Genomic DNA, 24,984 nt, shown 5'->3' with positions numbered 1-24,984 from the left:
CTCCTAAGACGAGTCAAAATGAAACAAATAAAATCCATTATAACATACTCATAAGGTTGAGATGGAAGGGACACACTAAAGGGGAATTGAAGCAAGGAGGGACAATTATGGCAGAGCGTCAATCACTTGAATCGTATATTACACAAGCGGAACAAGCGGTGGAATATGCGAAAGAACAATTAGACCAAGGTATGAGACAAGAGCATTACAATACGATGGAGTATTCGGATGCGCAGTTGAAATTAGAGCAAGCATATAACGATTTACAAACGATGCAACAACATGCGAATGATGAGCAACGTGAGCAGTTAAATAGAGCACGTATGGCAATCCGCCAATTGCAACATCAAATGATTATTACACCGCACTAATAAGGAGTGAATGTAATGGCGAAACGTTCAGATCAAAATAATCCAGAGCAAAAAACACAAAATGGACATAACGCTGAGTTTTCGAATGAGCTTGATCCAGTTGTTCAAGTGAAGCAGCGTAATAGTAAAAAGGGACAACCTCAAAGATCGAAGCAATCAGAGTAAACCAGGTCGCGTTATGACCTGGTTTTATTTTATTACAAAACTGTAAGGTAAATGTAATGTTAACAAATAGCAGTTCATCTCCAAAAGGCGCAAAATAGGTAATGGAAAAACAAGCGTAGGAGGATATATATGACGAAACCAGTTGTAGATGTGAAAAACGTTCAAAAAGTGTACGGTAAAAAAGGTGAGAACCAATCACACGCGTTAAAAGGTGTTTCATTCTCAATTCAAGAGGGTGAGTTTGTTGGAATTATGGGACCATCTGGTTCTGGTAAAACGACACTATTAAATGTAATTTCAACGCTTGATAAAGCGACAGGCGGCGTTGTTGAGATTGCCGGTACGGATATTACGAAAATGAAGCAAGGTGAGCTTTCAGATTTCCGTTCACAAAAGTTAGGATTCATTTTCCAAGACTTTAACTTATTAGAGAACTTATCTATTTACGAAAACATTGCACTTCCACTATCTCTCCAAGGTGTCCCGTCACGAAATATTGGACCGAAAGTAGAAAAAGTAGCAGATATGTTAGGGATTTCGGCCATTCTTCAAAAATATCCATCTGAAGTATCTGGTGGACAAAAGCAACGTTCGGCAGCAGCGCGTGCATTAGTGCATGAGCCAGCAATTATTTTAGGGGACGAGCCAACAGGAGCGCTTGATTCTAAAAATGCAACGAGTTTACTGGATGCGATGACAAATTTAAATAAAGATCAAGGCGTATCTATTATGATGGTTACACATGATCCATATAGTGCAAGTTACTGTCAGCGTATTTTATTCATTCAAGATGGTGAGCTATATAAAGAAATTCACCGCGGTGGTACGCGTGAAGAGTTCTATAAAGAAATTTTAGATGTACTTGCAGATTTAGGTACACAAAAAGCGTAAGAAAGGAGGTCTAGGGTATGTTATTCAAACTTTCCATGTCAGGGCTGAAAAGTAAGTTGAAAGATTATATCGTCTTACTTGTTGGTCTTGTCATGTCCATTTCAATTTTTTATATGTTCCAAACATTAGCGTTAAACGAAGCCTTCCTTAAGGAAAATTCTACTATTGGCCAAATTGGATTTGTATTCCAAGCAGGTTCATTTTTACTAGCTATTATAACGTTCTTCTATATTTTGTATGCGAACTCTTTCTTACTATCTCTTCGTCAAAAAGAGTTCGGTATGTATATGATGTTAGGAGCAAAAAAACATAAAGTTACGTTACTTATGTTTATTGAGACAATTGTATTAGGCGCTGCGTCTCTTGCGATTGGACTTACAGTTGGTGTAGGACTTGCAGAAGGTATCGGGCAGTTATTAATGAAACAACTCGAATTTGCTGGTGAAGGCTATAAAGCATTTTATCTACCATCTATGACTGTTACTTGCATCTTCTTCTTTGCACTATTTGTATTATCAGCAATTATGAACAGTATTAAATTATCACGTATTTCTGTACTGCAACTTGTACATGCAGACGCACAAACAGAACGTGTTGCAGTAAAAGGGAAAATGACAGGTTTAGTTGCATTCCTTGCGGTTATTTTATTAGGCATTGGCTATGCATCAATGATTTACATGGAAAAACTAAGAGAAATGGGAATCATTATTGCATTAATTACAACGACAGCTGGTACTTACATGCTATTTGGATCACTTCTTCCGGTTATTATTAAAAAGCTAAAAAGTAATAAAAAGCGTAGTGAAAAAGGGCTTAACGCTTTTACATTTGCACAATTAAATTTCCGTATTAATAGTTTAACAAAGGTACTTGCAACGGTAGCGATGTTAGTTGCTCTTGGAGCCGGTGCAATTTCAGGTGGTATGGCGTTTAAAAATAACGTTATAAAAATGGTTGATGGTTTAGTAATATATGATTCAGTTGTTCATAATCCAACAGCTGAAGAAAAGAAAATTTTAGACGGTATTACATTTAAAGAGAAAAATGAATATCGTTACAAAGTTGATGATAAATACGTTTACTATGTAAAAGAAGATTTAGAGAAAAATCGTCCTTTAGTAAAAGATATGTCAAATATGAAATCAATGAAGGATTTAGTGAATACGAAGAAAGTTTCAGCAGAACTGCCAGTAGGTGCAGTTTCTAGAGAAATGAATGAAAAAGATGCGAACGCTAAAGAACTTCCAGAAGAATGGATGGATGCTTTTAGTACAATCCATCCGTATTATATATACGAAGATCATGCAATTAAAATTGTAGATCAAAAAATGTACGATGGGATAAATGGTAAAGAAGGTATAGCATTTATCGGAAAAGCAGATGATTTCTTAACATATACAAAAGAATGGAAAAAACTTGACGAGTTGCAACTAGATAAATATAAAAATGTAACAGCTGAAAGAATGAACAGTAAATATCAAGCTTACGACATGTTCTACGGCGTTGCGAGCGGAACAGTATTTATGGGATTCTTCCTTGGAATTGCTTTCTTAGCAATGATGGCAAGCTGTCTCATGTTTAAAATTCTTTCTGGTGCATCAAAAGATATTACGCGTTATCAAATGCTTCGTAAAATTGGTGTGCGCCGTGAATTATTAACAAAGTCTATTTATAAAGAGTTATTCTTAGTATTCTTATTCCCAGCAATTGTGGGTATTGCTCACGTATTAGTTGGTATGAATATTTTCGGATTTATTTTAGTCGATCCGTACTTCCGTATTTGGTTACCGATTGTTATCTTCGTAGTCATTTATGCGATTTATTACTTCATTACAGTTCAATTGTATAAAGGAATTGTTCTTCCTAAGGAAGATTAATGATAAAAAACCGAGCGGGTATGCTCGGTTTTTATTATTTTCAACCATATTTGTATAACAGTAAGTTTCTGCATTGAAAATTATTATGAACATTAGGCACACCGCGTGAAAATAATGGATAATACATGGAAATCCAATAGCATGATAAGGTAAAATGGACAACATGATGAGAAAATTATCGTTCATAAGATGAGGAGAATCTATGCATGGAAGTTGTAGAGGCATTAAAAGATATAAGCCAAATTGAGGCTATGAAAAAATATTTGAAAGAGCATTCGCAGCGAGATTATCTTTTATTCGTTATTGGGATTAATACGGGATTAAAAATTACAGAGCTGCTGGGTATAAAATTCGAAGATATATTAAATGAAGATGGAACTGTTAAAGAGTTTTATTCTCTTCCTGTGAAAGATGAAAAGTTTAAACAAGATATTTATTTAAATACAAAAGTAAAAGAAGCGCTGTTAGATTACGTACAATCTATTGACGTTAAAAGAGAAAATTACGTATTTCAATCTAATAAAACGACGAATTCAATTACGCGCCAACAAGCGTATCGTGTAATTCATCGTGCTGCGGAAGCAGTTGGAATTATTGGGAAGATTGGAACGAACTCAATGAGAAAAACATTTGGGTTTCATGCGTACAAAAGAGGAATAGCGATTGCACTATTGCAAAAACATTTTCATCACGCGACCCCTTCAGAGACATTGAAGTATTTGGGAATCTCAAAAGATGAAGAATTTAAAACAGAGATTGATGTAGATTTATAAGAGGAACAGTGCGAAAATCAATTTTCGCACTGTTTTTTTAGTGTTAAGTTGCTACTATTGGTCATTTTTCGCGTATATAATTTCATTTGTTGTTTTTTTATTATCTGAATTTCATCAACTATTAATCAGTTGCCTTCCTATTTAAAAACGACTACAATTTTACTGTTATATATATGAACGAAAAAAATAGAATAGGAGGGGAGACTATGCCAAGGAAAGTATGGCTATTAGTAGCTGGGATGATTATTAATGTCACGGGTGCTTCTTTTTTATGGCCTTTTAATACAATTTATTTGCATGATCACCTAGGGAAATCTTTATCTGTGGCCGGAATGGTATTAATGATCAACTCGCTTACTGGTGTAATCGGAAACTTGCTCGGCGGTGTTTTATTTGATAAATGGGGCGGATATAAATCAATTTTAGTAGGGATTGTTATTACACTTGTATCGATTTTAGGCCTTGTGTTCTTCCACGGCTGGCCGTTATATGTTGTGTGGCTAGCGTTAATCGGTTTTGGTTCTGGAATGGTCTTCCCATCGATGTATGCGATGGTTGGTACGGTGTGGCCAGAGGGCGGCAGACGAGCATTTAATGCGATGTATGTTGGACAAAACGTTGGGATTGCAATCGGAACGGCGTGCGGTGGTTTAGTTGCATCTTATCGTTTTGATTATATTTTCTTAGCGAACTTTATTTTATACTTTATTTTCTTCTTAATTGCTTTTATTGGATTCCGTGGTATGGAAGACAAAAAGGAATCAGAGGTGCAAAAAGAAGTCGAAACGAAAAAAGGGTGGTCACTTACACCTGGATTCAAAGCACTTCTTATCGTGTGCGTAGCATATGCCTTATGTTGGGTTACATACGTACAGTGGCAAGGGGCGATTGCAACATATATGCAGGAATTAAACATTAGCCTTCGTCATTATAGTTTATTATGGACGATAAACGGAGCGATGATTGTTTGTGCACAGCCGCTTGTTAGTATGCTAATTCGCTGGATGAAGCGTTCTTTAAAACAACAAATTATGATCGGAATTGGTATTTTTGCGGTTTCATTTATTGTACTAAGCCAAGCACAGCAATTTACGATGTTCCTCGTTGCGATGGTGACATTAACAATTGGTGAGTTATTCGTATGGCCAGCAGTTCCAACCATTGCTAATATACTTGCACCGAAAGATAAACTTGGGTTTTATCAAGGGGTCGTAAATAGCGCGGCGACTGTAGGAAAGATGTTCGGACCGGTTGTTGGCGGAGCGATTGTTGATTTATACAATATGGAAGTATTGTTCATAGCAATCATGGTAATGCTTGTAGTAGCGCTTATGGCAGCGAGTATTTACGATAAACGAGTAAAAGTAGAAGAAACAGTTGAAGAAAAAATTGCAGTTTAGTTTGACGGAACATGCAACATGTTTTAGAATGGATTTAATTAACTCATATTTGTAATAACAGTGAGAAGGAGTAGTAGTAATAGAAGCTGGTTTAGAGAGTTGACGGTCGGTGCAAGTCAATCCACGTTTCGTTATGAACTCGCCTTTGAGTTGCAGTTGCGAACATTTAGTAGCAATTGCCGTTAATCCACGTTACGGATCTAAGCGAATGTATTTTTTACATTAATTTAGGGTGGTACCGCGGGAATCTATAACCTCTCGTCCCTTTCTAGGGATGAGAGTTTTTTTGTATTTTAGGCGGTGAAAATAAATAGAATTTCAAGGAGGTTATCTCATGAGCTTTAATCATCAAGAAATTGAGAAGAAGTGGCAAGGGTATTGGGAAGAGAATAAAACATTCCGTACGCCAGATGAGACAGAAAAACCAAAATTTTATGCACTAGATATGTTCCCATATCCATCAGGTGCAGGCTTACACGTAGGTCATCCAGAAGGTTATACAGCGACAGATATTTTATCTCGTATGAAGCGTATGCAAGGATATAACGTTCTTCATCCAATGGGATGGGATGCATTCGGTCTTCCAGCAGAGCAATATGCACTTGATACTGGAAACAGCCCGGCAGAATTTACAGAGCTTAATATTAATACGTTCCGTAATCAAATTAAAGCATTAGGCTTCTCTTATGATTGGGATCGTGAAGTAAATACAACAGATCCAAACTACTACAAGTGGACACAATGGATCTTCCTGAAACTATTTGAAAAAGGCTTAGCTTACGTTGATGAAGTACCTGTAAACTGGTGCCCAGCACTTGGTACAGTACTTGCAAATGAAGAAATCATTGACGGTAAGAGTGAGCGCGGTGGACATCCAGTTGAACGTCGTCCGATGAGACAGTGGATGCTAAAAATTACAGCTTACGGAGATCGTTTATTAGAAGATCTAGATGAGCTTGATTGGCCAGAAAGCTTAAAAGATATGCAGCGTAACTGGATCGGTCGTTCTGAAGGTGCAGAAGTACACTTCAACATCGATGGTACAGATGAGAAGTTCACAGTTTTCACAACGCGTCCTGATACACTATTTGGTGCAAGCTACTGTGTACTTGCTCCAGAGCATGCGCTTGTTGCTGACATTACAACAGCAGATCAAAAAGAAGCTGTAGAAGCTTACATTAATTCGGTAAAAATGAAGAGTGATTTAGAGCGTACAGAACTTGCGAAAGAGAAAACTGGTGTATTCACTGGTGCTTACGCAGTTAACCCAGTAAATGGTGAGAAATTACCAATCTGGATCGCTGACTATGTTCTTGCAACTTACGGAACAGGTGCTGTAATGGCGGTTCCAGCTCACGATGAGCGTGACTATGAATTCGCATCAACGTTCAATCTTCCAATGAAGGAAGTTGTAAAAGGCGGAGACATTACGAAAGAAGCATATACAGGTGATGGTGCTCACGTAAACTCAGCATTCCTTGATGGTTTAAATAAAGAAGAAGCAATTGTGAAAATGATTGAATGGCTTGAAGTAACGAGCGCAGGAAATCAAAAAGTAACGTACCGTCTACGTGACTGGTTATTTAGCCGTCAACGTTACTGGGGTGAGCCAATTCCAGTAATCCATTGGGAAGATGGCACAATGACAGCTGTGAAAGAAGAAGAATTACCATTAGTTCTTCCGAAAACAGATAACATCCGTCCTTCAGGTACAGGTGAATCACCACTTGCAAACATTGATGAGTGGGTAAATGTAGTTGATCCTGAGACTGGTAAAAAAGGTCGCCGTGAAACAAACACAATGCCACAATGGGCTGGTAGCTGTTGGTACTACCTACGCTACATGGATCCAAACAATAACGAAGCACTTGTAGATCCAGAAAAAGTAAAACAATGGCTTCCAGTTGATATTTATATCGGCGGAGCGGAGCACGCTGTACTTCACTTACTATATGCTCGTTTCTGGCATAAAGTATTATATGATATCGGTGTAGTTCCAACGAAAGAGCCGTTCCAACAATTATTCAACCAAGGTATGATCTTAGGTGAAAACAACGAGAAAATGAGTAAATCAAAAGGTAACGTTGTAAACCCTGATGATATCGTAGCAAGCCACGGTGCAGATACACTTCGTCTATACGAAATGTTCATGGGACCATTAGATGCTTCAATCGCTTGGTCTGAAAATGGTCTTGACGGAGCTCGTCGTTTCCTAGACCGCGTATGGCGCCTATTCGTTCAAGATAACGGTGAATTAAGTGAGAAAATTACTGATGCACCAAATAAAGATCTTGAAAAAGCTTACCACCAAACAGTGAAGAAAGTAACAGAAGACTATGCAGAGCTTCGCTTCAACACAGCGATTTCTCAAATGATGGTATTCATCAACGATGCATACAAAGCTGAAACACTTCCGAAAGAATATGTAGAAGGTTTCGTAAAAATGATTGCACCAGTTGCACCTCATATCGGGGAAGAGCTATGGAGCAAACTTGGATACAATGAAACAATCACATATGCAAGCTGGCCAACATTTGATGAGTCTAAACTTGTAGAAGATGAAGTTGAAATCGTTGTTCAAATTATGGGCAAAGTTCGTGCGAAATTAACAATGAGTAAAGACGCATCAAAAGAAGAAATGGAACAACTTGCACTTGAAGCAATTCAAGAACAAATTGAAGGGAAAACAGTTCGTAAAGTAATTGTTGTTCCTGGAAAACTTGTTAACGTTGTTGCAAACTAATTAATGCTAAATAAAAGCTCAGGGCGTTTATGCTCTGAGCTTTTTTATGTGAAAAATAAGTTTTGGATCACCTTCATCAATGAAGAACGAAGAAATAAGTGCGGAATTCCCATATAGACAAACACCTATTCTTCTATAGAAAATATGATAAAAAAGGTAGGCTAAATTGAGAAGAAGAGGTGAAAGGAATGAAAGGGATGGACAATAATGCACCGCATGGCTTCTTCGGGGGCGGATCGGATAGTTATGGACAAATGATGTTCATGGGAGGAGATGGACATCAAGGATATGGCGGAAACCCAAGTTGGATGGGAGGAGAATCTGGAGGGTTTCCAACATCAGTAGCTGGAGCACAAACAGGAATTCCGACATTAGTAGGAGGAGCACAAGGAGGAGTGCCTGTAGGTATGCCAACTACATTTCCATCTTTCGGAGGAGGAGCACAAGGAGGAGTGCCTGCAGGTATGCCAACTACATTTTCATCTTTCGGAGGAGGAGCACAAGGAGGAGTACCTGTAGGTATGCCAACTACATTTCCATCTTTTGTGGGAGGCGTACAAACAGGATTTCCTGTACCTGGAATCGGTGTTGTAGCTGGTGGAATCGGCGGATTCCCTCAAGGTGTTCACGGTCATCATCAGCATCACGGTCATCATCAGCATCACGGTCATCATCAACATCACGGTCATCATCAGCATCACGGCCATCATCAACATCACGGCCATCATCAACATCACGGTCATCATCATGGCCATCAACAACAAGTACATCACCAAGGCCAGCACCATATTCATCCGCAGGCTGTCCTTTATCAAACTCATCAAAGTCATCATCATGGTCACCAAGGCCAGCATCACCAACACGGTCATCATGGTCATCATCAACACCACGGCCATCATCAGCAACAAGTACATCACCAAGGTCAGCATCAAGTTCACCCGCAGGCTGTCTTGTATCAAACACACCAAGGTCAACAGCATCACCAAGGTCAACAACAATATCAGCAACAACAACAACAGCCTTGGGCTAGTGGGATTGGTGCTGGAGCAGCGGGGGCGGCAGGGACAGCGGGAGCAGCGGGGCATGCTGGACATGTGGGACATTAATGAATTACATGAAAAATTCTCTTGTGCGCAAGGGGATTTTTTATTTTGTGGGAAAGTATATTTGGATTTTGGAATATGATATGGAGTAATGAAATATGAAGTTCATGATTTGTGAATGAGAGTACAAAAAAACTGCTAAGAATATTCCTAGCAGTTCCTCTTGTATTATTTACTAGCGTTTGCTAATACTTCTTGACGTTGGCGTTCGATTTCAGCGCGAAGTTGTGGTTCTGGTGCTTGCCAGCCTTCCGGTTTTAGAATTTTGCCATCGCCTTCACGGAAGCGAGGTTTCCCATCAGGGAATAATTTTGCCATATTAGCGTTGTTTACAATTTCAAATCCTTTATCTGGACGTACGCCCATTTCTGCAAACGTTCCGAATGCAAAGTAAATAAGGTCAATAAGTGCATCGTATTGATCTTCAACAGTCGTTGCTTCTAGAAATTCTTCTAGCTCTTCTTGCATAAAGCTAGCACGAATTTTTGCGCGCTCTTCTGTTAATTTTGTTGGAGTATTTGTTACAGGATGTCCGAATACTTCGTGCATTTTTGCAACAAGTTCGTACCCTTTATCTAAACCTTTTTCGTTTGTCATGTTGTTTCATCCTTTCTCGCTTTGTGCCGAATTTCATTGTAACATAAGGTGATTATGAAATGAAAAGAACATCTTATAGAAATAAGATGTTCGCTCGTTATTCTTCTTTTTTAATTAAAATAGATAAAATAAGGTCGATGCCAAACATACCAACAAGTAACATTGGTATAACAACAAGCAAATAACGTGTGAAGGAAACATTTTTTAAGTATGTATGAGCAAATAAAAAGACGCCGAGAAATAAAATACCGTTTAAAATAGGCTTTACTAATTTTTTAGACATAAGCTCCCCCGTAAATATCCCTTTTCTCTATTTAAAAATAAAAACTCCCCTCTCCGTTGTACCATGCCAGAGAGGGGAGTTCAATCGTTAACTTATTCAATTACACCAGAATTTGTAATATTCACGGTATATTTTACTTTAACAGAGACATCTTTGTACATTTTTTTCCACTCTTCTAATTTAAATGGACGATAATGTTGTTTATATTTTGCTCCTAGTCCAAGAGGATCGACACCTAAAGATTTAAACTGCTTAATTAATTTGGCAGCCTGTACATCTAATTGTTTTTGGACGGCTTTTTCAATTTTTTTTGTGTTCTTAGCATTTTCTAAGTTAATTTGTTTCGATAATTCTTGAATACGGGCATCAAGCTTAACGTGAATGAGAAAAGAAGGTTTTCCGTTTTTTATTTTGATATCGTAAGTTGGAACAGAACGAATATTATTAATCATTACGTACGCAGAATCTGCTTTAAATTCATGTGAATCTAATTTATGTTTTTCTAACAGTCCTTTAAATATGAACATATCTCTTTCAGCGATTTTACCGATATATTTATCCTTTTTAAAAAGACCAATTCCGATGATTTTTATTTTATCGGCATGTTTCTTTAGAATCGGAATATAGTAATCTTGGCCTTCTTGATAATAACGGAATGCTCCTACATGCAGGTTATCCCTTGGTAAAGGACCGGTTTCCATGTTATGTTCTAGCAATTTCTTTATATAAATTGCAACGTTGGACGAAGTCGTATATTTTCCTTTTAAAAGTTCAGTACCACTTCCCTCTAATAAAGCAACATATAAAGCGTTCCCTATATTTACATCTCGAATTAATGTGTCAAATGAAGTGGACATTCCTTTCTTTGCAAGTTTTATAGTAAATAGCGAAACCCGCATTTGTCCGCTAGCAAATGGTTGAGAAGATTCTAAAGATGTATTTGCTTTTACTTGTTTTACCGCATTTGCCGTTCCTTCAAAAACTTGAACCTTATTTCCTTTTTTCTGAATGGGACAAACGAATGTCACTTTTACTTTATTATCCTTTGCTACATCAAATACGGTTCCTTGAATAAGCTGTATATCATCGATGATGTTTTTTTGTAAACATCCAGTAAGACTGAAGAGTGTTATGCAAGAAATAAGTATTAATTTGCTTTTGCTTTTGATTTTTTCCATTTTCTTTTCACCCACACAATGATAAATAGGATTGGGATGTATACATAAATGAGCCAAAAACTAACTTTTGATGCATTACTAGTAAAATTATTAATGTCGTGTCTGTTTGTTAAAAGTTGTGAAACAATGAGGATGATAAGCAATAAGGCAAGTAGTACACCTCTTTGTTTTACACGAAATATTTCATGGATTCCTCTTGTTGTTGCCCATAAAGGAAGAATTGAACTCGTAACAATAACGAGTGCATAAGCTGAAATAGCAATATATTCTAGCCTTTCTATGAATGGTAATTGAATTACTTGGGTTATAGAAAGTTGTGACCATATCGTTTTTAACAATTGTTTCTCACTAAAAAATGTAAAGGCCAAAAGGGTACTAAATAAAAATAGAAGGTTTGAAAAGAGTGCCCCGTATTGAGCGAATTTATGCGATTTTTTAGGTTGTTTTACAAATGGATATACCATAAGATAGATCTCAAATCCGGTCATACTATAGATTGAAAGATGAGCGGCTTTTAAAATATCTGAAAAAGAGTGTGTAAACATAGGAAGTAAATTATCCCAATGTGAGTATTTCAAAACGAAAAGGCTAAGAAATAAATAACCAAGTGTACCGCCAACTGAGATGACGCAAATACCAGTAATGACACGAAATCCGGAAGAAATAATATAGTAACTGACTAGGCATAAAAAGAGTGTTAACATCCAAGTGGAAGCGGTAGGAAACATCCAAACTTGAATAATTTCGACGTATGTTCGAATGACAGAAATACTAATAATTAAAAAATACGCCATAAAAATGAGGTTGATCCCGTTTCCTAACCATTTTCCAAATGTTTGGCGTTGTAAATCAATTAAATTCCCATTTGTTTCTTTTAATAAAAAATACATCATCCATATTAGAATATGGATACAGATTCCTGTGATTAGAACTCCCATCCAGCCGTCGTATCCAGCAGCCTTTGCAATAATTCGAGCAAACCCGAGAACTCCGGCACCAAACTGTGCACTGTGAATTAAGAAGAAAACAAAGATAGGGGATATTTGATATTTTTCTTGGACTTTACTCATCAATGCACCTCATTTCTTAATCGTCAAAATCCGATCTATGTTTTGTTGAAATCCCTTTTGCAGATTTTTTTACATGTTGTGGTCTCGCTTGTACATCTCTTGTATCAATCATCGTTAATGGAAAACGAATCCATGAATCTTTCATTGATTGTTGTCTGGTTGGATAAAAAAGTGCGTACGGTTTACGTAAAGAAGTTAGTCTAAAAAGATGGGTAAATAGAAAGATAAATCCAAGAGAGATACCAAATAGACCACCTATTTCTGCAAACATGAGAAATGGAAAACGAAGCAAGCGAACGGCATTACCCATTTTGTAAATAGGTGTAATAAAGGAAGCCAGTGCTGATAATGCAACGATAATCAATAAAATATTACTCGTTAAACCAGCTTGTACAGATGCTTGTCCGATTACGATACCTCCTACAATACCGAGTGTTTGACCGACCTTCATCGGTAATCTCGCGCCAGCTTCTCTTAATAAATCGATGGCAAGTTCTAAGAAGAGCGCTTCAATTAAAGGTGGAAACGGTACTTGTGCCCTTGATAAAATTAACGTTTCCAATAAATCACTAGGAATTAATTCATAGTGATAGTTTAAAGTGGCAACATATAATGGTGTTGCGCAAATTGAGAATAAAACAGCGATTAGCCGTAAAATTCTTGAAAATGTAGCGTATAGCCAAGAGACGTTATAGTCTTCTGGTGAAATGAAGAAATCAAAATATGATACAGGTGTTAGTAAAACACTTGGAGAGCCATCAACAAAAATAGCGATTTTCCCATCAATTAGTGCTTTTGTAACTCTATCAGTGCGTTCTGTATTGATATAGAGAGGGAAAATTGACTTTTCCCCCATCAATTCTTGTATATAAGCACTATCATTAATTTGATCATATTCAAGAGCCCGTAATGATTCCTCTAGAAAATCTACATTCTCTTTCTCAGCTAGGTTATTTAAATACATCATAACGACTTTTGTTTTTGAGAACTCTCCGATAATCATCTCTTTTGTTTGGAGATCTAAAACAGGAAGGCGTTTTCGTACTAAATTAATGTTTGTATCAATATCTTCTACAAAACCTTCTTGAGGACCAATAACAGTCGATTCATTTAAAGGAGGAGTTGGTGCACGATAATTATCAATCGCAATATTCGCAAGCATACACTTTTGGTCTTGCTGATTTAGTTGAATAATTGCATGCCCTTTTAAAACCATGTCCTCAATCTTTTGTAAATCGTTTGTAATTGTAATGCCGCTCATTGGAATATGTTCTTTCAGCTCTTCTAGTGAAGCATTAGGTCGTTCCAAAAGGGTAGGCATTAAATACTTTTGCAATTTCTCACCATCAAGTGAAGGACGATAATAAGAAATCCAATAAGGCATCGTTTCATCGTCAGATGTATGGTAATTAACAAAATCGCTAGACTTTTTTAGCTTCTCTATTAAATCTTGGAGCGAATGAATATGGTCTTTTTCTGGTTTTGTAAAATCATAAATACTATTACTTCCAGAGCTTTGTTGTTTATTTTGAGACGAGTCATCTTGCTTCGAGCTTTGTTGTTTACTTTGAGACGAATCCTTTTGTTCTTCTTGTTTTTGCTCTTCATTGTTATTTTTATTATGTTTCATACTTCTAGTCTGTTCTTTGGTAGAATCCTCTTGCTTGTTAGGTTGCTGCTCTCGGTTATCTGTTTCGTTTGTTTCTGTTGTAGTTGATTTTTTTTTCTTACGTAACCAATTCCAAATCATATGTATGCCCTCTTTGATTTTGTAATATAGTGCTATTTTGTGGCTAATTTTGTATATTATTCATTTATTTATGAAAAGAAGAAGGAGATTGGTTTGCATAGAAAAAAATCCTTTAGTAAGCAGTTCATACTATAGCGGGAAGAAGGCGAGTCTGTGCAAATTGTAAAAAAGGAGAAGTTTATTTTAACAGAGTTTACGTTTGAAAATGGTAGGGAAATTCCTGTTCAAATGGGGTATGAGACGTATGGCGCTTTAAATAGAGAAAGATCAAATGCGATTTTGGTTTGCCATTATTTTAGTGCAACAAGTCATGCGGCAGGAAAATATACAGAGTATGACGAGGAAGCTGGTTGGTGGGATGGATTAATTGGGCCTGGAAAAGCAATTGATACAAATAAGTATTTTATTATATGTACTGATAATCTTTGTAATGTGCAGGTGAAGAACCAATACGTGATTACAACGGGCCCGAAGTCGATTAATCCAGAAACAGGGGATGAATATGCCGTGGATTTCCCTGTGTTTACATTTCTTGATGTAGCTCGTATGCAATATGAGTTAATAAAAGATATGGGAATCTCAAGATTACATGCTGTTATGGGACCGTCGGCGGGTGGAATGATTGCACAGCAATGGGCTGTTCACTATCCTCATATGGTAGAGCGGATGATTGGCGTTATTACGAATCCGCAAAATCCAATTATAACTTCAGTAAATGTAGCACAAAATGCGATTGAAGCAATTCAGCTGGATCCAAATTGGAAAGGCGGTAAATATGGAGAAGTGCAGCCAATGAAGGGGCTTCATTTAGCAAATAGAATGATGTTTATGAATGCGTTTGATGAACATTTTTATGAAACGGCATTTCCGCGGAACAGTATAGAAATGGCACCTTATCAACAATTTTCTGCATTAACATCATTTGAGAAAGAGATAAATCAAGTAACATGTAAAAGTATAGATTTAGTAGATGCAAACTCATGGATGTATACTGCGAAGGCAGTTTTATTACATGATATTGCGCACGGATTTTCTTCTTTAGCAGAGGCTCTTTCTCGGATAGAAGCGAATGTACTCATGATTCCGTGTAAACAAGATTTACTTCAGCCATCTCGTTACAATTATAAAATGGTAGACATTTTGCAAAAACAAGGGAAGTATGCGGAAGTGTATGAGATAGAAAGTATAAATGGACATATGGCGGGAGCATTTGATATTCATTTATTTGAAAAGAAAATTTATGAATTTTTAAATCGGAAAGTATCTAATTTTGTGTAGGAAATAAATAGTGTGAAAAAGGTGCAATATGTGTAGTAGGCACCTTTTTTTATATGATTTGTAGACGGAAAATATATGTGGCGATTGCTATACCGAAGAACGCTATACTAAATAATAGAAATAAGAATGCCATTTCTTGTGGGGATTTTATCTTTTTATTATTTTTCATACTAAGCGCAATAATCGCAGTGATTAAGAAAATGATGCCCATAATGAAAAGAAAAAGTGTCATTTTAACTGGCTCCTTTCATAAAACAAGTATATTGAGGATACAATGTGCTAGTTATGTTTGTAAAGAATAAGTTTTGCGAGAAAATTGAGAAATAAAATTTCCATTCTTTGCGTTCCTTCTTTCGCATGCTAAAATTAATTAGAAACGGTTGTTTAAAGAAGAAGCTAAAGGTTTTATTGTATATAAGGAGGAATGACATATGACAGAAGTTAACACGATTACTACAGAAGAAGTGCAAGAGCGTTTAGAAAATGGTGAAACGTTATTTTTAGTAGATGTAAGGGAAGATGAAGAAGTAGCTGCAGGAAAGATTCCAGAAGCTGTACATATTAAAATGGGCGATATCCCACATAAAGTAGATTTCTTTGATAAAGAGAATGAATATATCTTTATTTGTCGCTCGGGCATGCGCAGTGAGAATGTATGCCATTATTTAAATGAACAAGGATTTAAAACAGTGAACATGGTTGGCGGTATGCTTCAATATGAAGGTGAAACGAAATAGTTAATAGTTAAAAACTTGAAACGAGTCTGTTTCAAGTTTTTTTCTTTTGCATACAGTATACAAAAGGGGGAGGGATAAATGGGGATTAACTTGCGTAAAGTGAAAATTATTAATAATACAGGAGCTGTTAATGTTGGCGACTGTTATGATATTTCACCTTTAGCGGTGGCGAAAATATATGCGGGTGCTGGAGGATCGAGTACTGCTGTTTTTTTAAATGGGAAACGTCAGCCAGAAGCGGTAATTAGAACATCCGTATTTCTTCCACCATTAGCAACGAGTACACGTACATTAGGAGCGTAAAAGAAAGGTAGAGTGTAATTATGCCTGCGCATATAAAAGAGTTTATTATCGTTAATAATACTGGGAATATATTTACGGGTGATAATTTGAGTGATACTTCATTTACTGCTTCGAAATCGTATAGTGGTTCAATGGGATGCACTTGGATTGACGTTGTTACAGTAATAGGGACGGAGACGAAGCTTTGTTTACAGCCGGGAGATTCTGTGACGACAACATATACAAGAGGTACTCCTGCTGGTACTGTAACAGGAACAAATACAGGGCAAGGTACAAATGTATCGGGTATAGCACAAGCTGTTCCAAATACAGATAATATAGATTCGATTGCTGGACTCCCTTAAGGAATTAAGGGGGTTTTTATTATTTGAAATAAAAATAGTCTTTGAGATTGTTTTTGTAAATAGATATTAAGAAGAAGAGGTTTGTTTAATGTAAAAAAGATGGTATGTAGGTGGTGAAAGTGTGAGAGAGCGCGATAAACAAAATTCATTAAACTCTAATTTCAGAATTTCACCAAATCTTATTGGACCTACCTTTCCTCCCGTTCCAACGGGATTTACTGGCATTGGGATTACAGGCCCAACAGGTCCACAAGGTCCGACTGGCCCTCAAGGACCAAGGGGATTTCAAGGTCCAAGGGGAGAGATGGGCCAACAGGTCCACAAGGTGTGCAAGGAATTCAAGGACCGGCTGGACCAATAGGTGCAACAGGACCACAAGGACAGCAGGGGCCTGAGGGATTGAGGGGACCAGCAGGGGATACAGGAGCAACAGGTGTGCAGGGTGTACAAGGAATTCAAGGTCCGATTGGCCCAACAGGAGCGACTGGAGCACAAGGGATACAGGGTATACAGGGATTACAAGGACCGATTGGAGCGACTGGACCTGAGGGGCCTCAAGGAATTCAAGGAGTGCAAGGGGTCCCAGGAGTAACTGGTCCCCAAGGGATACAAGGAGTGCAAGGGATACAAGGCCCAGAAGGACCAAGTGGAAGTGCTGGAGTAACCGGAGCGACTGGTCAGGGGATAACGGGTCCGACTGGAATAACCGGTCCAACAGGGATAACAGGTCCATCTGGAGGACCTCCTGGTCCGACGGGGCCAACTGGTGCGACTGGTCCAGGAGGTGGACCGAGTGGAAGTACAGGAGCGACGGGAGCAACGGGAGCAACGGGAAATACAGGGGAAACAGGAGGTACAGGAGCAACTGGAAATACTGGTCCGACGGGAAGTACAGGGGCACAAGGTCAGCAAGGAATTCAAGGTATACAAGGGCCAATTGGCCCAACAGGTCCAGAAGGTCCACAGGGTATTCAAGGTATTCCTGGTCCGACCGGAGTAACTGGTGAACAAGGAATCCAAGGTATTCAGGGGATTCAAGGGATAACGGGAGCAACAGGTGATCAAGGCCCACAAGGAATACAGGGGGCTATAGGATCTCAAGGTGCGACAGGAGCAACAGGCGATCAAGGTCCACAAGGGATACAAGGAGTAGCAGGTCCATCAGGGGCAACGGGATCACAAGGAGTTCAAGGAATTCAAGGTCCGATGGGTGAGATAGGACCGACAGGCCCAGAAGGTCCGGAAGGGCTTCAAGGCCCGCAAGGAATACAAGGGATACAAGGACCAGTAGGTGCAACGGGTCCAGAGGGTCCGCAAGGGATCCAGGGAATACAAGGGCCAGTAGGTGCAACAGGCCCAGAAGGCCCACAAGGAATACAGGGAATACAAGGGACCCAAGGGATAACGGGAGCAACTGGAGCACAGGGTCCGCAAGGCGTTCAAGGAATTCAGGGAAACATAGGTGCAACAGGTCCAGAAGGCCCGCAAGGTGTTCAAGGTACTCAAGGGGAAATAGGCCCAACAGGTCCAATGGGGCCGCAGGGAGTTCAAGGGATTCAAGGGGTTCAAGGACCGACGGGTGCACAAGGAGTGCAAGGTCCACAAGGGATACAAGGAACCCAAGGACCGACGGGAGTAACCGGAGATACGGGAGCAACAGGGGAAGGAACTACAGGCCCAACTGGAATAACAGGTCCTACAGGGGTGACTGGTCCTTCTGGAGGACCAGCAGGACCGACTGGTCCAACGGGGCCATCAGGACCGACGGGAGTGACAGGTCCATCCGGTGGTCCACCTGGCCCGACAGGAGCAACCGGTTCGACAGGAGCAACCGGAGATACCGGGGCGACAGGCTCAACTGGAGTGACAGGAGCGACAGGAGAAACGGGAGCAACCGGAGATACGGGGTTACAGGGCCCACAAGGAATTCAAGGTGTGCAAGGAATCCAAGGCCCAACAGGTCCACAAGGTGTTCAAGGTCCCCAAGGAATTCAAGGTGTAACGGGAGCAACAGGTGATCAAGGTTCACAAGGAATTCAAGGTCTACAAGGAATCCAAGGTCCAACAGGTCCACAAGGAATTCAAGGAGATCAAGGCCCACAAGGAATCCAAGGAGCGACAGGTGCAACCGGAGCACAAGGTCCACAGGGAATACAAGGGATACAAGGGATTCAAGGTCCGACTGGTTCACAAGGCCCGACTGGAGTGCAAGGAATACAAGGGGAAATAGGTCCAACAGGTCCGCAAGGTGTGCAAGGTTTGCAAGGCCCACAAGGTCCAACCGGGGGCACGGGAGCCACGGGAGCCACGGGAGCCACGGGAGTAACGGGGGACACGGGAGCAACAGGTGCAACTGGAACGACCGGAGTTAGTACCACTGCAACGTATGCATTTGCGAATAACACGTCAGGAAGTAGTATAGGAGCTGCTGCAAATGTTAATTTACCGAATAACCAAAATATAGGTCCAGGAATAACTGTTAGTGGTGGAAATACTATATTTACAGTTGCGAATGCAGGGAATTATTATATAGCCTATACAATCAATTTAACAGCTGCTGTAGCTGTGGGTGCTCGTATAACTGTAAATGGAAGCCCGCTCGCCGGAACGATAAATTCTTCTTTAGTTGGTGTGAGTTCATTGAATGCGACTATTATTACTAACTTGCTTGCCGGAGTCGCTATTAGCTTGCAATTATCTGGATTACTTGGAGTTACATTATCCACGACAGCACCAGGGGCTACTCTAACGATTATTAGATTAAGTTAATAAGCAGAAAACCTTGAAACTTGTATGTTTCAAGGTTTTTTCATCCTAGTATTTGAGAGTAAACCTCTTTAATCAGAAAGGGGTGGATATCTCTGATTGTTGAAAGTTTCACTTTATTCACGTGAGTAAAAACATCGCAGTTCGAAAATATATTATAATAAAATGAAAAGAGAAAAAATTGGCAGAAAGGGAGGGTGGCGATGCAGGAGAAGGTTAAAGATTTTTTTGGACGCCCACTTCAAGATTTACGCATCTCTGTCATTGATCGTTGCAATTTTAGATGTACATATTGTATGCCGGCGGAAGTATTTGGGCCTGATTATGCTTTTTTAAAAGATGAGTTTTTGCTGACGTTTGATGAAATTGAGCGTTTGGCAAAAGTATTTGTTAGTATCGGTGTACGAAAAATTAGACTCACTGGTGGTGAGCCACTGCTCCGTAAAGATGTAACAAAACTTATTGCACGTCTCGTGAAAATTGACGGTTTAGTAGATATAGGGTTAACAACAAATGCGATTCATTTAACGAAACAAGCGAAGGCATTAAAAGAAGCTGGATTACATAGAGTAAATGTTAGTTTAGATGCAATAGATGATGATGTATTTAGGGGCATTAATGGCCGGAATATTAATACGAAACCTGTGATCAAGGGAATTATAGCTGCAAAAGCGGCAGGGCTTGAAGTGAAAGTAAATATGGTTGTGAAAAAAGGGATGAACGATCATCAAGTACTTCCGATGGCTAAGTATTTTAAAGAACAAGGAATTTCACTTAGATTTATTGAGTTTATGGATGTTGGTAGTACGAATGGGTGGGATTTTGATCAAGTAGTTACAAAGCGGGAATTAATTGAGATGATTCATAGGGTGTATCCACTTGAGCCAGCTGAAGCGCATTATTTCGGTGAAGTTGCGAAACGATATCGGTATGTTGGAACAAATGTTGAAGTTGGTTTTATTACTTCAGTCTCTGAGTCATTTTGTTCGTCTTGTACGAGAGCAAGAATTTCGGCAGATGGAAAGTTTTATACTTGCTTATTTGCGACAGAAGGATTGGATATAAGGAAACTTCTTAGAGGAAATCTTTCGGATGAAGAGTTATTAAGCGTTATACAAGATGTATGGATGAATAGAAAAGATAGATATTCAGATGAACGGACAGAAGAAAGTGCAAACAATCGTCCAAAAATTGAAATGTCTTATATAGGAGGATAAGGAAGGGGGCTATCGTATGCAGGAGCGATATTCAAGACAAATATTATTTCCTGGTGTTGGAGAAGAAGGGCAGCGAAAAATAAGAGAGAAGCATGTGCTTATTATCGGCGCTGGTGCCCTTGGTGCGGCGAATGCAGAAGCGATTGTTAGAGCAGGTGTTGGAAAAATAACGATTGCTGATCGTGATTATGTAGAATGGAGCAATTTACAAAGGCAACAATTATATACAGAAGAAGATGCAAAACAGTATAAACCGAAGGCTATAGCAGCAGCAGAACATTTAAAAGCAATTAATTCTGAGGTGGAAATGAATCCGGTTGTGACTGATGTAACGGTGCAAGAAATGGAAGAGCTAGTGCATGATGTAGATTTAATATTAGATGCGACAGATAATTTTGAAACGCGTCTTCTTATTAATGATATTTCACAAAAGTATAATATTCCATGGATATATGGTGGTTGTGTCGGAAGTTACGGGGTAACGTATACAATTTTACCAGGAAAAACACCGTGTTTCCGCTGTTTAATGGAACATCCAGCAAGCGGAGCAACATGTGATACAGCCGGTATTATACAACCAGCGGTGCAATTAGTAGTGGCGCATCAAATAACAGAAGCGTTGAAAATATTAGTTGAAGACTTTGACGCGCTTCGTGAAACGATGTTATCGTTTGATCTTTGGAATAATCAGCAGATGGCATTTAAAGTGAATAGGCAGAAAAAAGATACGTGTTTATCTTGCGGAAGATTGCGTACATACCCGAGTTTAACATTTGAGGCACAAACGAAAACAGAAGTGTTATGTGGACGAAATACAGTACAAATTCGCCCAGGTATGCGGAAAGATTTTAATTTAGAAGAAATTAAAAAGCGCTTACAAAGAAGTGTAGAGGTAAAGGCAACACCTTATTTATTATCATTTCCGGTAGAAGAATATCGTTTTGTTCTATTTACAGATGGTAGGGCGTTTATTCATGGAACGAATGATATGAATGTAGCGAAAAGTTTATATGCAAGATATATAGGTTGAACCTAAAGGAAACCCTTTAGGTTCAACGGAGAGCGGATTACGAATTTCTCGTATAATCTCCACTTTTTCCGCCTGTTTTTTCAAATAAATATGTTTCGCCAATAATCATACCTTTATCAACAGCTTTACACATATCATACACAGTAAGAGCAGTAGCAGAAGCAGCTGTTAAAGCTTCCATTTCGACGCCAGTGCTACCTTCTGTTTTAACTTTTACTTCAATAAGTAGTCGATATTGTTCTTCTGATTGTTTCCAATCGAAAGAAACGTCAACACCTTTTAATAATAAAGGATGGCACATTGGGATAATATCAGAAGTGCGTTTCGCAGCCATAATACCTGCGATTTGTGCAACTGCTAATACGTCACCTTTTCCAATTTCATTATGAGAGATTTTATCGTAAATTTCTTTCGTAACGACGATGCTAGAGCACGCAATCGCTGTTCGAACGGTTACTTTTTTGTCGCTTATATCAACCATCTTCGCGCGTCCTTGGTCATTAAAGTGTGTGAATGAAGACATGGAATTCCTCCTTGAAGTAATTTCTATTTAATATATAAAGTTTAATCGAGATAAAAAAAATTGCAAATATGAGGTGAGAAATGATGGTAGAAAAAAGAATTCCAATTCAAGTTGCTGAGGCAGTAGAGCGAGTAATGAAATATGCGAAGCATGGTGAAGTAGAAGAAGTTTCTATTACAGAAAGTTACGGGAGAATTCTTGGGGAAGATGTTGTCGCAGATCATGACGTTCCTCATTTTCATCGTTCTCCTTACGATGGTTTTGCAATTCGAGCAGAAGATACGAAAGAAGCAAGTCAGGAGAATCCGGTTGAATTTGAAGTAATAGGGGAAATCGGAGCGGGGTCTGTTTTTTTAGAGGAAGTAGGGTCTTTTAAAACGGTTCGTATTATGACAGGAGCGGCTATTCCAGAGGGTTGCAATGCAGTTGTAATGCTAGAACTGACGGAAGGGTCCGAGAAGAACGGAAGTACATATATGAAGTTAAAGCGTCCTTTTAATAGTGGTGACAATGTGTCATTCAAAGGAGAAGATATAAAACAAAATCAAGTTCTTGTTAAGAAAGGTGTTGCAATCAATCCTGGTGTTGCCGCCCTATTAGCTACGTTTGGATATAGTACGGTGAAAGTTGTAAAACAGCCTGTTGTCGGTATTGTAACGACAGGAAGTGAATTATTAGAAGTACATGAGCCGTTAGAGGCAGGAAAAATTAGAAATAGTAACTCTTATATGATCGCCGCTCAAATTATGAAAGTTGGCGGGAAAGTTCGGTATTATGGCCAACTTGCCGATGAGTTAGATGCATGTTTTACAGCTGTTCAATCGGCGATGGATGAGGTTGATGTTTTAATTACAACGGGCGGTGTATCGGTAGGAGATTATGACTATTTACCAGCTATTTATGAAAGGCTACAAGCGAATGTACTCTTTAATAAAATAGCGATGAGACCAGGAAGTGTAACGACAGTAGCTGAAGTTGATGGAAAGTTGCTTTTCGGTTTGTCAGGGAATCCATCCGCTTGTTATGTAGGATTTGAATTATTTGTGCATCCAATTATAAAAACGTATTTGTATGCGAAGGAGCCCCATGTATATAGAGCTGATGCTATTTTACAAAAAGATTTTCCGAAGCCAAATCCGTTTACTCGTTTTGTAAGAGCAAACGTGACAATCGCGGATGGGGCATTACACGCGATGCCGGTTGGATTAGATAAGTCGAGTGCGGTCTCTTCACTTGCGGATGCAAATGCTTTTATCGTATTGCCTGGAGGGACAAGAGGATTTGAAACAGGAATGAAAGTATCCGTATTATTGCTAGAGCATTCTGAGGGAAGTGAATGGCCATGGGCAAAGCCCCTTCAATCTTACAAATAGTAGGATATCAAAATAGCGGGAAAACAACACTTGTAGAGAAAGTTGTGCATGCATTAGCAGAAAGTGAAATGAAGGTTGCCACAATTAAACATCACGGGCACGGAGGTTTTCCAGAAGTAGCGCAAAAAGATAGTGAAAGACACCGTAAAGCTGGTGCTATCGTAAGTAGTGTAGAAGGTGCTGGATTACTTTCACTTACTTCGCTAAGAGAGGAATGGTCCTTGCAGGAAATTATTCGCTTATATGAGTTTTTTGAAGTGGATACGATTTTAATAGAGGGCTATAAAAAAGAGGATTACCCGAAAGTAGTGTTACTTCGTTCTGCGGAAGACGCTGAACTTTTACATAAAGTAGAAAATGTAGTCGCGGTTATTACGTGGCATGATGCTTCGGTAAAATTAAGAGAAGAATATAAAGTATTTCATATAACAGAAGAAGAATTGTATATAGACTGGTTTGTACAAACGGTTAGGAGTGCAAAATGAAAAAGACGTATGAAGTCATTGATACAGAAATCTCGATTGAAGAGGTAGCTCAGAAGGTAATTCGCCGTGAATGCGGTGCTGTTACAACATTTATTGGAACGGTTAGGGAGTTTACGAAAGGGCGTCGTACATTATACTTAGAGTATGTGGCATATAAGACGATGGCAGAAAAGATGCTCGAGAAAATTGGCTCAGAAGTGAAAGAGAAATGGCCAGGTACACACGTTGCAATTACACATCGCATCGGTACACTGCAAATTTCTGATATCGCGGTTGTTGTTGCTGTTTCAACACCGCACCGTAAAGCGGCTTATGAAGCGAATGAATATATTATGGAACGCATAAAACAAATTGTTCCGATTTGGAAAAAGGAGTTTTGGGAAGATGGTGACTCGTGGATTGGTGATCAATTAGAAAAAACGCCATATCCGGCGGGAGAGCCTGGGAAGGAGCTACAAATATGATTCGAGTATTGTTATTTGCGCACTTGCAAGAGGAAGCAGGGACAAGTGAATTACAAATAGAGAAAGAAAACATTACGGTCACGCAGTTAAAAGAGATTGTTGCGAATGAATATAATGTACCAGTTTCAGAGCCAATTATGGTTGCGATTAATGAAGAATACGCAAATGAAGATGACAGGGTCCAAGATGGTGATGTTGTTGCACTCATACCACCAGTGAGCGGTGGTTAATATTGGATTCATTAAAACGACTTTCCTGAATAG

The 24,984-nt window shown here is 39.0% G+C and carries 25 protein-coding genes, 1 pseudogene and 1 other annotated feature; of the genes and pseudogenes, 19 read left to right on the top strand and 7 right to left on the bottom strand.

Annotated elements, in window-relative coordinates:
• Nucleotides 1-107: 107 nt before the first annotated feature.
• From COC96_RS13690 to COC96_RS13655, 8 genes are all read left to right on the top strand, one after another.
• Entirely contained in the window at nucleotides 108-371 is a 264-nt protein-coding gene (locus tag COC96_RS13690) for a YtzC family protein (RefSeq protein ID WP_000840868.1), read from the top strand.
• A 15-nt stretch (nucleotides 372-386) separates the two neighbouring features.
• Entirely contained in the window at nucleotides 387-536 is a 150-nt protein-coding gene (locus COC96_RS13685) for a hypothetical protein (RefSeq protein WP_001129345.1), read from the top strand.
• Nucleotides 537-665: 129 nt separating this feature from the next.
• On the top strand, nucleotides 666-1,427 hold the full coding sequence (locus COC96_RS13680; protein ID WP_076875162.1) for an ABC transporter ATP-binding protein: 762 nt from the start codon (nucleotides 666-668) through the stop codon (nucleotides 1,425-1,427).
• A gap of 17 nt (nucleotides 1,428-1,444) precedes the next feature.
• Nucleotides 1,445-3,304, top strand: coding sequence for an FtsX-like permease family protein (locus tag COC96_RS13675; protein ID WP_098269388.1), 1,860 nt, complete (start codon nucleotides 1,445-1,447; stop codon nucleotides 3,302-3,304).
• A 206-nt stretch (nucleotides 3,305-3,510) separates the two neighbouring features.
• Nucleotides 3,511-4,077, top strand: coding sequence for a tyrosine-type recombinase/integrase (locus COC96_RS13670; RefSeq protein ID WP_097904672.1), 567 nt, complete (start codon nucleotides 3,511-3,513; stop codon nucleotides 4,075-4,077).
• A 206-nt stretch (nucleotides 4,078-4,283) separates the two neighbouring features.
• Nucleotides 4,284-5,477, top strand: a complete 1,194-nt coding sequence (locus tag COC96_RS13665; protein ID WP_097904671.1) for an MDR family MFS transporter — start codon at nucleotides 4,284-4,286, stop codon at nucleotides 5,475-5,477.
• Nucleotides 5,478-5,528: 51 nt separating this feature from the next.
• Nucleotides 5,529-5,746: a binding site (T-box leader), on the top strand.
• Nucleotides 5,747-5,811: 65 nt separating this feature from the next.
• Nucleotides 5,812-8,220, top strand: coding sequence for a leucine--tRNA ligase (gene leuS, locus COC96_RS13660; RefSeq protein ID WP_098269387.1), 2,409 nt, complete (start codon nucleotides 5,812-5,814; stop codon nucleotides 8,218-8,220).
• A gap of 188 nt (nucleotides 8,221-8,408) precedes the next feature.
• On the top strand, nucleotides 8,409-9,326 hold the full coding sequence (locus COC96_RS13655) for a VrrB protein (RefSeq protein WP_098269386.1): 918 nt from the start codon (nucleotides 8,409-8,411) through the stop codon (nucleotides 9,324-9,326).
• Nucleotides 9,327-9,491: 165 nt separating this feature from the next.
• Here COC96_RS13655 and COC96_RS13650 read toward each other — a convergent pair whose 3' ends face one another.
• The 5 genes from COC96_RS13650 to COC96_RS13630 form a co-directional block, all read right to left on the bottom strand.
• Entirely contained in the window at nucleotides 9,492-9,920 is a 429-nt protein-coding gene (locus tag COC96_RS13650) for an HAD family hydrolase (RefSeq protein ID WP_098269385.1), read from the bottom strand.
• A gap of 97 nt (nucleotides 9,921-10,017) precedes the next feature.
• A complete protein-coding gene (locus COC96_RS13645; RefSeq protein WP_000038783.1) occupies nucleotides 10,018-10,203 on the bottom strand; it encodes a hypothetical protein in 186 nt (61 codons plus the stop codon).
• A 92-nt stretch (nucleotides 10,204-10,295) separates the two neighbouring features.
• Complete coding sequence (locus COC96_RS13640) at nucleotides 10,296-11,381, bottom strand: Ger(x)C family spore germination protein (protein WP_098269384.1); 1,086 nt, start codon at nucleotides 11,379-11,381, stop codon at nucleotides 10,296-10,298.
• The gene (locus COC96_RS13635; protein WP_098269383.1) at nucleotides 11,351-12,451 is read right to left on the bottom strand and encodes a spore germination protein; all 1,101 of its coding nucleotides are present in this window, start codon (nucleotides 12,449-12,451) and stop codon (nucleotides 11,351-11,353) included. Before COC96_RS13635 ends, COC96_RS13640 begins: the two co-directional genes overlap by 31 nt.
• Before the next feature lie 16 nt (nucleotides 12,452-12,467).
• Nucleotides 12,468-14,201: a spore germination protein gene (locus COC96_RS13630; protein ID WP_098269382.1), complete on the bottom strand. Its 1,734-nt coding sequence runs from the start codon at nucleotides 14,199-14,201 to the stop codon at nucleotides 12,468-12,470.
• A 153-nt stretch (nucleotides 14,202-14,354) separates the two neighbouring features.
• Between COC96_RS13630 and COC96_RS13625 the strand changes: the two genes are divergently transcribed.
• On the top strand, nucleotides 14,355-15,479 hold the full coding sequence (locus tag COC96_RS13625; RefSeq protein WP_098269381.1) for an alpha/beta fold hydrolase: 1,125 nt from the start codon (nucleotides 14,355-14,357) through the stop codon (nucleotides 15,477-15,479).
• A 49-nt stretch (nucleotides 15,480-15,528) separates the two neighbouring features.
• Here COC96_RS13625 and COC96_RS13620 read toward each other — a convergent pair whose 3' ends face one another.
• The gene (locus COC96_RS13620) at nucleotides 15,529-15,711 is read right to left on the bottom strand and encodes a hypothetical protein (protein WP_097904663.1); all 183 of its coding nucleotides are present in this window, start codon (nucleotides 15,709-15,711) and stop codon (nucleotides 15,529-15,531) included.
• Nucleotides 15,712-15,910: 199 nt separating this feature from the next.
• Here COC96_RS13620 and COC96_RS13615 point away from each other — a divergent pair, with 199 nt between their 5' ends.
• From COC96_RS13615 to COC96_RS13590, 6 genes and pseudogenes are all read left to right on the top strand, one after another.
• Nucleotides 15,911-16,216, top strand: a complete 306-nt coding sequence (locus COC96_RS13615) for a rhodanese-like domain-containing protein (RefSeq protein WP_097904662.1) — start codon at nucleotides 15,911-15,913, stop codon at nucleotides 16,214-16,216.
• Nucleotides 16,217-16,294: 78 nt separating this feature from the next.
• Entirely contained in the window at nucleotides 16,295-16,519 is a 225-nt protein-coding gene (locus COC96_RS13610; protein WP_098269380.1) for a spore germination protein, read from the top strand.
• A 20-nt stretch (nucleotides 16,520-16,539) separates the two neighbouring features.
• Nucleotides 16,540-16,863 (top strand): hypothetical protein, encoded by a 324-nt coding sequence (locus tag COC96_RS13605; protein WP_098269379.1) that lies wholly within the window; start codon nucleotides 16,540-16,542, stop codon nucleotides 16,861-16,863.
• Between the two features lie 121 nt (nucleotides 16,864-16,984).
• Nucleotides 16,985-19,632, top strand: a pseudogene (locus COC96_RS13600) (BclA-related collagen-like exosporium protein).
• Between the two features lie 200 nt (nucleotides 19,633-19,832).
• Nucleotides 19,833-20,846, top strand: a complete 1,014-nt coding sequence (moaA, locus tag COC96_RS13595; RefSeq protein ID WP_098269378.1) for a GTP 3',8-cyclase MoaA — start codon at nucleotides 19,833-19,835, stop codon at nucleotides 20,844-20,846.
• A gap of 16 nt (nucleotides 20,847-20,862) precedes the next feature.
• Nucleotides 20,863-21,876, top strand: coding sequence for a molybdopterin-synthase adenylyltransferase MoeB (locus COC96_RS13590; protein WP_098269377.1), 1,014 nt, complete (start codon nucleotides 20,863-20,865; stop codon nucleotides 21,874-21,876).
• Nucleotides 21,877-21,913: 37 nt separating this feature from the next.
• Here COC96_RS13590 and moaC read toward each other — a convergent pair whose 3' ends face one another.
• Complete coding sequence (moaC, locus tag COC96_RS13585; RefSeq protein ID WP_097904658.1) at nucleotides 21,914-22,399, bottom strand: cyclic pyranopterin monophosphate synthase MoaC; 486 nt, start codon at nucleotides 22,397-22,399, stop codon at nucleotides 21,914-21,916.
• A gap of 83 nt (nucleotides 22,400-22,482) precedes the next feature.
• Between moaC and COC96_RS13580 the strand changes: the two genes are divergently transcribed.
• Genes COC96_RS13580 through moaD form a run of 4 tightly spaced genes read left to right on the top strand, consistent with a single transcriptional unit; the run spans nucleotide 22,483 to nucleotide 24,951 of the window.
• Entirely contained in the window at nucleotides 22,483-23,772 is a 1,290-nt protein-coding gene (locus COC96_RS13580; RefSeq protein WP_098269376.1) for a molybdopterin molybdotransferase MoeA, read from the top strand.
• Nucleotides 23,736-24,257, top strand: coding sequence for a molybdopterin-guanine dinucleotide biosynthesis protein B (mobB, locus tag COC96_RS13575; RefSeq protein ID WP_141536107.1), 522 nt, complete (start codon nucleotides 23,736-23,738; stop codon nucleotides 24,255-24,257). The genes COC96_RS13580 and mobB overlap by 37 nt, the downstream gene beginning before the upstream one ends.
• The gene (moaE, locus tag COC96_RS13570) at nucleotides 24,254-24,721 is read left to right on the top strand and encodes a molybdopterin synthase catalytic subunit MoaE (RefSeq protein WP_098269374.1); all 468 of its coding nucleotides are present in this window, start codon (nucleotides 24,254-24,256) and stop codon (nucleotides 24,719-24,721) included. Before mobB ends, moaE begins: the two co-directional genes overlap by 4 nt.
• Nucleotides 24,718-24,951, top strand: coding sequence for a molybdopterin converting factor subunit 1 (gene moaD / locus COC96_RS13565; RefSeq protein WP_098269373.1), 234 nt, complete (start codon nucleotides 24,718-24,720; stop codon nucleotides 24,949-24,951). The genes moaE and moaD overlap by 4 nt, the downstream gene beginning before the upstream one ends.
• The last annotated feature ends 33 nt before the right edge of the window (nucleotides 24,952-24,984 follow it).

The organism is Bacillus cereus, assembly GCF_002577405.1.
GTDB classification, from domain to species: Bacteria; Bacillota; Bacilli; order Bacillales; family Bacillaceae_G; genus Bacillus_A; species Bacillus_A cereus_AU.
The sequence above is the reverse complement of the archived record's forward strand: the minus strand, read 5'-3'. Positions and strand labels throughout refer to the sequence as shown.